Source organism: Microbacterium sp. (assembly GCF_041909575.1).
Classification (GTDB): domain Bacteria; phylum Actinomycetota; class Actinomycetes; order Actinomycetales; family Microbacteriaceae; genus Microbacterium.
This window is the reverse complement of record NZ_JAYRDE010000142.1, coordinates 1-6585: the sequence shown is the minus strand read 5'-3', so window position 1 is coordinate 6585 and position 6585 is coordinate 1. Positions and strand designations below refer to the sequence as shown.

General features: G+C 69.7%; 5 protein-coding genes. 1 reads left to right on the top strand and 4 read right to left on the bottom strand.

All coding sequences use genetic code 11. The features are described 5' to 3' along the window. Positions 1-49: 49 nt before the first annotated feature. From ACE3O1_RS14325 to ACE3O1_RS14310, 4 genes are all read right to left on the bottom strand, one after another. Positions 50-1387 carry an ABC transporter substrate-binding protein gene (locus ACE3O1_RS14325; RefSeq protein ID WP_374316182.1) on the bottom strand — a complete coding sequence of 446 codons (1338 nt, stop codon included), beginning with the start codon at positions 1385-1387 and terminating at the stop codon, positions 50-52. 73 nt (positions 1388-1460) lie between these two features. After that, positions 1461-2363: a carbohydrate ABC transporter permease gene (locus ACE3O1_RS14320; protein ID WP_374316180.1), complete on the bottom strand. Its 903-nt coding sequence runs from the start codon at positions 2361-2363 to the stop codon at positions 1461-1463. Next, a complete protein-coding gene (locus ACE3O1_RS14315; RefSeq protein ID WP_374316178.1) occupies positions 2360-3295 on the bottom strand; it encodes a carbohydrate ABC transporter permease in 936 nt (311 codons plus the stop codon). The genes ACE3O1_RS14320 and ACE3O1_RS14315 overlap by 4 nt, the downstream gene beginning before the upstream one ends. Continuing rightward, on the bottom strand, positions 3292-5307 hold the full coding sequence (locus tag ACE3O1_RS14310) for a beta-galactosidase (protein WP_374316176.1): 2016 nt from the start codon (positions 5305-5307) through the stop codon (positions 3292-3294). The genes ACE3O1_RS14315 and ACE3O1_RS14310 overlap by 4 nt, the downstream gene beginning before the upstream one ends. A 145-nt stretch (positions 5308-5452) precedes the next feature. Here ACE3O1_RS14310 and ACE3O1_RS14305 point away from each other — a divergent pair, with 145 nt between their 5' ends. After that, the gene (locus ACE3O1_RS14305; protein ID WP_374316174.1) at positions 5453-6472 is read left to right on the top strand and encodes a LacI family DNA-binding transcriptional regulator; all 1020 of its coding nucleotides are present in this window, start codon (positions 5453-5455) and stop codon (positions 6470-6472) included. Positions 6473-6585: the final 113 nt, after the last annotated feature.

Here is a 6585-nt window from a genome sequence, read left to right as displayed (position 1 = left end):
TCTGGTGGCGTACTCCGGCGGCACGGAGGTGATGGATCACGCGGGGAGACTACTCCGCAACCGGGATGGACTGCGCCTTCAGGGTCGCGATGGTCGACTCCTGCGCCGACGTGAGGGCCTCGAGCAGTGTGCCCTGACCGGTCACCGCCTTCTGGAAGCCGTCCGACACGTCGGCGTAGGTCTGCGTCATCGTCGGGCCCCACACGAAGTCGGGGTTGACCTGCGCAGCCGCCTCGGCGAAGACGTCGTAGATCTTCTGCCCGCCGTAGAACTCCACGCCCTCCTGCAGCGACGGCAGCTCGAGGCCGGCCGTCGTGGCGGGGTAGATGTTCGCCGACTCGTTCAGCGCCGTCAGCGCCTCATCCGAGGTGTTCAGCCACAGGGCGAACTTCGCCGCCTCGTAGAGGTGCTCGCTGCCCTTGAAGACGGCGATCGACGAGCCGCCCCAGTTGCCGGCGCTGGCTCCGCCGTCCTCCCACTGCGGGGACGGTGCGACCGACCAGTTGCCTGCCGTGTCGGGAGCGCCGGACGAGATGGAGTTCGCACCCCACACGGCCGAGTTCCACGTCCAGACTTCGCCCGAGTTGTAGGCGTTGTTCCACTCCTCGGTCCAGGCCGGGTAGGTGGCGACGAGGTCCTCGTCGAGCAGCTCCTGCCAGTACTCGGCGACCGTCGTCGACTCCTCGCCGGTCAGGTCGACCGTCCACTCCTCGCCGTTGTTGGTGAACCAGTCGCCGTTGCCCTGCCACACGAAGCCCGCGAACTGGTTGATGTCGGCGGTCGAGAAGTTCGTGATGTAACCGCCGGCCTCACGCACGGCCTTGGCGGCCTCCTTGTACTCCTCCCACGTCGTGGGGACCTCGATGCCGTTCTGCTCGAACAGGTCCGAGCGGTAGAACAGCGCCATGGGGCCGGAGTCCTGCGGCACGCCGTAGACACCGTCGGTGCCGAGCGTGACCTGGCCCCACGTCCACGGGATGAACTCCGCCTCGGCGGCGACGACTTCTTCGCAGGCCGAGAGGTCCTCGAGGCCGTCCTGAACGCGGAAGCTCGCGAGCGCGTCGTACTCGATCTGGCCGAGGTCGGGGGCGTTGCCCGCCTCGAGCTGGCTGAAGAAGCTCTGGTAGGTGCCGCCGTTGCCGTTGGGACCGGTCTGAACCTCGACCTGGATGTCGGGGTTCTCCTCGTTCCACATGGCCACGACGTCTTCGATGCCGGGGATCCACGACGTGAAGTCGAGCGTGACGCTCTCCTCGGACGGGGCGCAGGCCGAGGCGTCCGCGCCTCCGCCGTCGCCGGATCCCGAGCCTCCGGCGGAGCATCCGGCCAGCGCGAGCGCGCTGAGCAGTGCGACGCCGGTGACGACTGCCCTCTTGTTGTGCTGCATGTCATTCCTTACTTGGTGGGTGATGGTGCGGGATTTACTTGCGGATGCCGGGGGCTGGGCCCTCGGCGGGGGCTCACTTCACGGACCCGGTGCCGAGGCCGTTGCGCCAGAAGCGCTGAAGGAGGAGGAAGGCGATGATGAGCGGGACGATCGACAGGAACGACCCGACCAGGACGTAGGTGCGCAGCTCGGGGATCTGGTTGAGCTGCGTGTTCCACGCGTAGAGGCCGTAGGTCACGGGGAACAGCTCCTGGCTGCGCAGCATGATCAGCGGCAGGAAGAAGTTGTTCCAGATCGAGACGAACTGGAACAGGAACACCGTGATGAGCGCGGGCATCATGAGGCGGACCGACACCGTGAAGAACGTGCGGACCTCGCCCGCGCCGTCGATGCGGCCGGCCTCGATCAGCTCGTCGGGCACGCTCGCCGTCGCGTAGATGCGGCTGAGGTAGACCCCGAACGGGCTCACGATGCTGGGCAGCAGCACCGCCCAGAACGTGTTCGTCATGTTGACCTGGCTGAACAGCAGGAAGAGCGGGAGGGCGAGCGCCGTCGCGGGGACGAGCACGCCGCCGAGCACGACGTTGAAGTAGACCTCGCGGCCGCGGAACCGGTACTTCGCCAGGGCGTAGCCGCACATGCCGGCCACGACGGTGGCCAGCAGCGCGCCGAGCCCGGCGTACCCGAGGCTGTTGACCAGCCAGCGCACGTAGATGCCGTCGTTGTAGGTCAGCAGGTCGCCGACGTTCGCGAAGAAGTTCCAGTCGCTGAACCACAGCGCGTTCGTGGTGAGCAGGTCGCCGCGGTCCTTGGTGGACGCGATGAACAGCCACCAGATGGGCACCAGGAAGTAGAGCGTGAAGACGCCCATCACGACCAGGGCCGCACCACGCGAGAGGATGCTCTCCTTCGGTCCGCGCGAGCTGGGCTTCAGGTCGGCGTCCGTCGCGCCGGCGGTACGGGTGAGGAGGCTCATTGCTCGGCCTTCCGCTGGGTGACCTTGAGGAACACGAACGACAGCACGAACGTCGCGAGCGCCAGGACGACCGAGAAGGCCGCCGCCAGGTGGGTGTTCGGGATGGAGCTCGTGGCGTAGATGGTCATGTTCGGTGTGTAGGTGCTCGACACCGCTGCGCTGAACGACCGGAACACCTGCGGCTCGGCGAGCAGCTGCAGCGTGCCGATGATCGAGAAGACGGCGGTGAGGATCAGCGCCGGCGCGATCATCGGGATCTTGATCGACCAGGCGATGCGCACCTGGCCGGCCCCGTCGAGGCGGGCCGCCTCGTACACCTCGGACGGGATCGCCAGGAGCGCCGAGTAGATGATCAGCATGTTGTAGCCGACGAACACCCACGTCACGACGTTGGCGATCGACCACAGCACGAGCTGCGGCGAGAGGAAGTCGACCGTCTGCGTGACCTGCGTGAAGGGCGACAGGTTCGGCGAGTACAGGAAGCCCCACATGATGGCGGCGATGACGCCCGGCACGGCGTACGGGGCGAAGAACGCGAGGCGGAAGAACTTCTTCCCCTTGAGGACGGGCGAGTCCAGCAGCAGCGCGAACAGGAGCGCGAGGCCCAGCATGATCGGCACCTGCACGATGCCGAACACCAGCACGCGCCCGACCGACTCCCAGAACGGCGCGTTCTGGAACACCAGGGCGTACTGCGTGAGCCCGCCGAAGACCTCGGTCGGCTCGCCGTAGAGCCCGTCGCGCTCCACCACCTGAAGCGATTGCCACACCGCGTAGCCGATGGGGATCAGGTAGAACAGCAGGAACAGCGCGCTGAACGGACCCGTGAAGATCGCTATTGCGCCCTTGTGCGGGGTCTTCCGGCGGGAGCGGTCCTTCGACCGGTCCGCCTTCCCCGCGCCTCGTGTGACGAGGACCTCTGTGGCGGTCATGCGGCCGCCTCCTCTCTGATGATGCGCACGGCGCCACCCGGGACGTCGACGTCCTGGGCGACCGGCACCCCGGTGACGAGCTCGACGCCGGCGGCCGTCACGACGACCGGCGCCTCGCCGTGGTTGACGACGAAGAGGTACGAGGCATCCGTCCCCGTCCGCCGCACGATCTCGACCGCGTCGCTCGCGCCCGTGACGACGGCCGCAGGACGCACGCCCGCGGCGTCGGCCAGACGCGCGACGAGCTCCCGGTAGGCGTCGGGCGAAGGCAGGGTCGCGAGGTACCAGGCCGTTCCGTCCCCCCATGCGTTGCGGGTGAGCGCGGGGTGTCCCGCCGAGGGGCCGTCGGCGAAGGATGCCTCGACCTCGGCCGTCGTGACGTGCGACCGCTCCGACCACAGGCCGGAGGTCGAGCCGTCGGTCAGCGTGAGCGCGTGGCCCCCAGCGACCGGCGCGAACTCCTCGATGCGGATGCCGAGCGCGTCGCGGAACGGGCCGGTGTAGCCGCCCGTCCACACGCGGTCGTTCTCGTCGACGGTGCCGCTGTAGAACGTGACGAGGGCGGTGCCGCCGGCGGCGATCCAATCGGTGATCACGGATGCCTCCTCCTCGCGAACGAGGTGCAGCCCGGGCACGAGCACCAGGCGGTAGCGCGACAGATCGGCGCCGGGCGGGACCACGTCGACGGTGAGCCCGAGGGCGTGCAGCGCTCCGTAGGCGGCGTGGACCTGCTCGAGGTAGCCGAGCTCCTGGCTGGGACGTGAGTCCGTCTGGGTCGCCCACCACGACTCCCACGAGAAGACGAGGGCGACGTCGGTCTCGACGCGCGAACCGGCGACCTCGGCGATGCGGTCGACGATCCCGCCGAGCTCCACGACCTCGCGCCACACCGCCGTGTCGGTGCCGGCGTGCGGGAGCATCGCGGAGTGGAACTTCTCGCTCCCCTGCACCGAGGCGCGCCACTGGAAGAAGCAGACGCCGTCGGCGCCGCGCGCGACGTGGGTCAGCGAGTTGCGGATGATCTCGCCGGCCGCCTTCGGCTTGTTGAGCGGCTGCCAGTTGACGGCTCCCGTGGAGTGCTCCATGAGGATCCACGGCGCGCCCCGACCGAGGCCGCGCGAGAGGTCGGCGGCGAAGGCCAGTTCCGCGCGGGGGTCGGCGAGGCGGTGGTCGAGGTAGTGGTCGTTCGCGACGATGTCCATGTCGGCCGCCCACGACCAGTAGTCGAGGTTCTCGATGTGGGCGGTGACCATGAAGTTGGTCGTGATCGGCACGGCGCTGACGGCGCGGATCGCCTCGGCCTCGGCGCGGTAGCAGTCCAGCAGCTCGTCGGAGCTGAACCGATGGAAGTCGAGGGCCTGGCCGGGGTTCCGCGCCGACAGGGTCGCGCGCGGTGGCAGGATCTGGTCCCACTCGCCGTAGGTCTGGCTCCAGAACGCGGTGCCCCACGCCGCGTTGAGGGCGTCGAGCGTGCCGTAGCGCGCGCGGAGCCAGCGCCGGAACGCCGCGGCGCTCTCGTCGCAATAGCACAGGGCGTTGTGGCATCCGAGTTCATTCGACACGTGCCACAGGGCGACGGCCGGGTGGTCGCCGTAGCGCCGGGCCACGGCATCCGTCAACCGCAGCGCGGCCGCGCGGAACACGGGCGAGCTCGGGCAGTAGGCCTGGCGACCCCCCGGGTAGCGACGGGTTCCGTCCTCGGCCATCGGGAGGATCTCGGGGTGGGCGGTGGTCAGCCAGGCCGGCGGCGAGGCCGTGCCGGTGCCGAGGTTCACCCGGATGCCCGCGGCGTGGAGGCGGCCGAGGATGTCGTCGAGCGCGGCGAAGTCGTACTCGCCCTGCCGCGGCTCGATGTGGGACCAGCCGAAGATGTTGACCGCGACGAGGTCGACGCCGGCCTCGGTCATGAGCGCGATGTCCTCGTCCCACACGTCCGGCGTCCACTGCTCGGGGTTGTAGTCGCAGCCGAACGCGATGCCGTCGTGCTCGAAGGGGCGGGCGGGGCGGGTCATGCTCTCCTCGGATCTGTGAACGTGCACAGATCCGAGCGCATATCCTCCGCGCTGAGGTTCTGTGAACGTGTACAGAGTACGCACGGCGAAACTCCCTGTCAACAAGCCTGCGTTGGGATGTGCGCGTGCACATACGATGGGTGCCGTGGAGACCAACGGCCGGAAGAGGCGCGCGACCGTCAAGGATGTCGCGACCGAGGCGGGTGTCTCCCGCGGGACGGTGAGCCGGGTGCTCAACGGGCAGCCGTACGTGTCGGACGAAGCCCGTGCGGCGATCGACGCGGCGATCGCGAAGGTCGGCTTCGTTCCGAACCGTGCGGCGCGCAGCCTCGTGATGCAGAGCTCGCAGGCGATCGGCCTCATCGTCCACGAGCCGCACTCGCTCTTCGTCGAGGACCCCAACATCGGGTCGATCCTGCTCGGCGCCAACGCGGCGCTCTCCGAGGCGGACTACCAGCTGTCGTTCCTCATCGCCGACTCCGCCCGCGATATCGAGCGCCTCGCCCGCTACCTCAGCGGCGGCCTCATCGACGGCGTGATCATCGTGTCGGCCCGCGTCGGCGACCCGATCACCCGGGCCGTCGCCGACCTCGGGCTTCCCGCCGCGTTCGTCGGCCACCCGCGTGACATCGGCGACGCCGCGTACGTCGCGATCGACAACCGCGGCGCCGCCCGCGAGATCACGACCCGCCTCCTCGCGACGGGTCGCCGCCGCGTCGGGATGATCGCCTCCGCCCTGGACCGGGACTCCGGGTCGGACCGCCTCGCCGGCTTCGTCGACGCCCTCGGAAACCGCTTCGACCCCCAGCTGGTCGAGCGCGTTCCGCTGTACTCGTACTCGGACGGCCAGGCCGGCATGCGGGCCCTGCTCGAGCGCGCGCCAGACATCGACGGCGTCTTCGCCTCGAGCGACGCGGTCGCCGCCGGAGCCATGGACGTCCTCCAGTCCGCCGGCCGCGCCGTGCCCGCCGACATCGGCGTGGTCGGCTTCGACGACAGCTCCTGGGCGCTGCGGTGCGATCCGCCGCTGTCGACCGTGCACCAGCCCGCGACCGAGCTCGGCCGGGCCGCCGCGGAATCCGTGCTGCGCCAGCTGCGCGGCGAGGACCCCCAGGCCGGGGGCCGGGTGCTCGAATGCCCCGTCGTCTGGCGCGGCTCCGCCTGAGGCCCGCCGGGCCCGGCGGTCACGGGGCGGGCTGCGGCTTGGCGGGCCGGGGTTCACCGGCGCATAACTCCTGCAATCTCGCGACCTCCGGCGCCGCGGCGCCCGGACACTCG